At 49.2% G+C, this 2329-nt stretch carries 3 protein-coding genes; 2 read left to right on the top strand and 1 reads right to left on the bottom strand.

The window, feature by feature from the left end; translation table 11 throughout:
• Positions 1-186: 186 nt before the first annotated feature.
• The gene (locus tag HKD40_RS17575) at positions 187-1515 is read right to left on the bottom strand and encodes a hypothetical protein (RefSeq protein ID WP_169197063.1); all 1329 of its coding nucleotides are present in this window, start codon (positions 1513-1515) and stop codon (positions 187-189) included.
• A 300-nt stretch (positions 1516-1815) separates the two neighbouring features.
• Here HKD40_RS17575 and HKD40_RS18130 point away from each other — a divergent pair, with 300 nt between their 5' ends.
• Together HKD40_RS18130 and HKD40_RS17565 are read left to right on the top strand one after the other, a co-directional pair.
• Positions 1816-2040 carry a transposase gene (locus HKD40_RS18130; RefSeq protein WP_349236824.1) on the top strand — a complete coding sequence of 75 codons (225 nt, stop codon included), beginning with the start codon at positions 1816-1818 and terminating at the stop codon, positions 2038-2040.
• Positions 2041-2084: 44 nt separating this feature from the next.
• A partial coding sequence (locus HKD40_RS17565; RefSeq protein ID WP_169197062.1) for a transposase occupies positions 2085-2329 on the top strand: 245 nt, incomplete at its 3' end.

Here is a 2329-nt window from a genome sequence, read left to right as displayed (position 1 = left end):
CAAGGCTTCGAGGTGATCGTTCAGGCTGAAAAGCGAATGCGGGTCCATGATGACGCTCCATGATCGGGCGACATCAATGAATCATGACTGCATCAAAGCCGCCAAGGGTTTTTGCGGACGTCCAGCTCACTGAAAGCGTGCGTCAACACTTGCTGGACATTGTGGGCCTGCGCCTGATGCAATCACCTACGTTCTGATTGAAGGATAGAGGGGTTGGGAAGGGCCCATCGCGATCAATGGAGAATTCTCGACCTGCTTCAGCTTGCGCGCCCTTCTTGTGCAAATCAAGGAAACAGCAGGGGCAAGGTAGAGCAGTTGGAACAGCGGTTCGAAGAACATGATGTTCAGGCTGAAACCTAAAAGACCAGCAGAAAACACCGCAAAAACGAACCCACCGTACTTGTCGTCCCTTCTCGTCGGCAATAGGGCATACAGTGTGAGTATCAGCATTACGGATAAAACGAGGGCTACAATCAAGCCGTTCTGCCAGATCAGATAAATGAAGAAATTGTCGACAAAAAACTCTTCTGTAGAATTCTGCGAGAGCCCTTGGACAAAACCGGTACCAAATAGCCAGTCCGCTATCGGCGCTTCACTGATCATCACCCATGAATATACACGTGACTGAAGTGTGGACGTTTTTAGCAAGAAGCTACTATCGCCGCCAGCTCCGGTATCAAACGTTGCAAGTAACACAGGTCCGAGAATTATTAGTGCGGAAACGATGCCGGCCGCCACAATCGCGACAAGTCTTAACGAAAATAGTGGCATGAAAAGGCGAAGAGCCAATATGTAGCCCAACATAAAAAAACCATTCCGGTTATATGTCGTGTACTGCACACAGACCAGAGCCAGTACTAATACAATGTATGGCCATTTTAGCGGCTTCATAAAAATTATATACGCCACAAGCCAATTGATAATTAAGCTGAAGGCAAAGGCCGAATAAAATACACTCATCGTCCTTATCTGGATTCCGCCCGATATAACCGTTTGAAGTGGATAAGCTATTATACCTTCATTATGTAGGGACATAAGAAACGTACCGAACCCAGATGGCTCAATACTGGCAAATACGACTTGGGAAATCCCAAAACAGACAATAAAAAGAACAGTCATAATGAAATTTTTGCGCTGTATTAATGCCTGCAGGTCGTATCGTAAAGCTAACGATACGACGAAGAGCGGTATAGCGCAGTGAACGTAATATAGCCCCACCAAGGCCCTAAAATCGGATACGCTGTCAAGATTCCTTACGAACAGAAGTAAAAAATGGACAGCCAGAAGGCCAACCATAAACATAAAAAAGGCAGCGTCTTTAGATTTTCGCCGTCCTGAAAAGTTCACAACTGAAGCTAGACTTACAATTGCCAGACCAATTAGATTAAAAGGAAAATTTATTCCAGATATATACTCAAATACTCTCAGAAAGTCGCGAAACACAACGAGCCAAAATGCCATCATGTTAAGGCGGTCAGTTGGGTTATATTCAAGTGCTTCATTGTTATTCGACACGATATGACCACCTAGCCCGTCCATGACGTCGTGAGCGCTTTCGCTAACATCGACAATACGGCGAATATATTAAGGCGGGGCGCTAGGAAAGACTACATTCGAGAGAGCGGGAGCAGCCAGATAAGACATATGCATTTCAGACCAGGCGCATACCCCACATGCGGTGAGCATGAAATTTTTGCTCCCTCGAAAATCGCATCGCACCTTATGACATAGGTAAGCGGTGTCCTGCCCCCACCTTCCGGTCTGTCACGAGCCATGAGATTCCGCACGGGTTGATGTCAGTTCTGGAGTTTCTCCATGGATGCTCCAATGGAGCTTCTCACAAATGGCGGGAGGCGGAGCCGCAATCGGCAGTGGCCTGAAGAGGTGAAGGCGCGGATTGTCTCCGAGACGTTTCGTCCGGGTGCGACCGTTGGTGAAGTTGCGCGGCGGCACGGTCTGAAAGCCAATCATGTCTCGGCCTGGCGGTCGCTTGCCAGGAATGGGAAGCTGGACGTCCGCAAAAACCCTTGGCGGCTTTGATGCAGTCATGATTCATTGATGTCGCCCGATCATGGAGCGTCATCATGGACCCGCATTCGCTTTTCAGCCTGAACGATCACCTCGAAGCCTTGAGCCAGCACGGCGATCCGCTCGAGGTTTTGGAGCGGACGGTGGATTTCGAGTATTTCCGGTCCTGGCTGGTGGAGGGACTTGGCTACAGTGACGGCAGCAAAGGCGGTCGGCCGCCGTTCGATCCGGTGGCCATGTTCAAGATCCTGATCCTGCAGGCACAGCACAACCTGTCCGATGCCCGCACAGAGTTCATGAT

This window comes from Devosia sp. MC1541, assembly GCF_012847305.1.
Lineage (GTDB): Bacteria > Pseudomonadota > Alphaproteobacteria > Rhizobiales > Devosiaceae > Devosia.
Note: the sequence above shows the minus strand (reverse complement) of the source record. Positions and strands in the feature narration are given on the sequence as shown.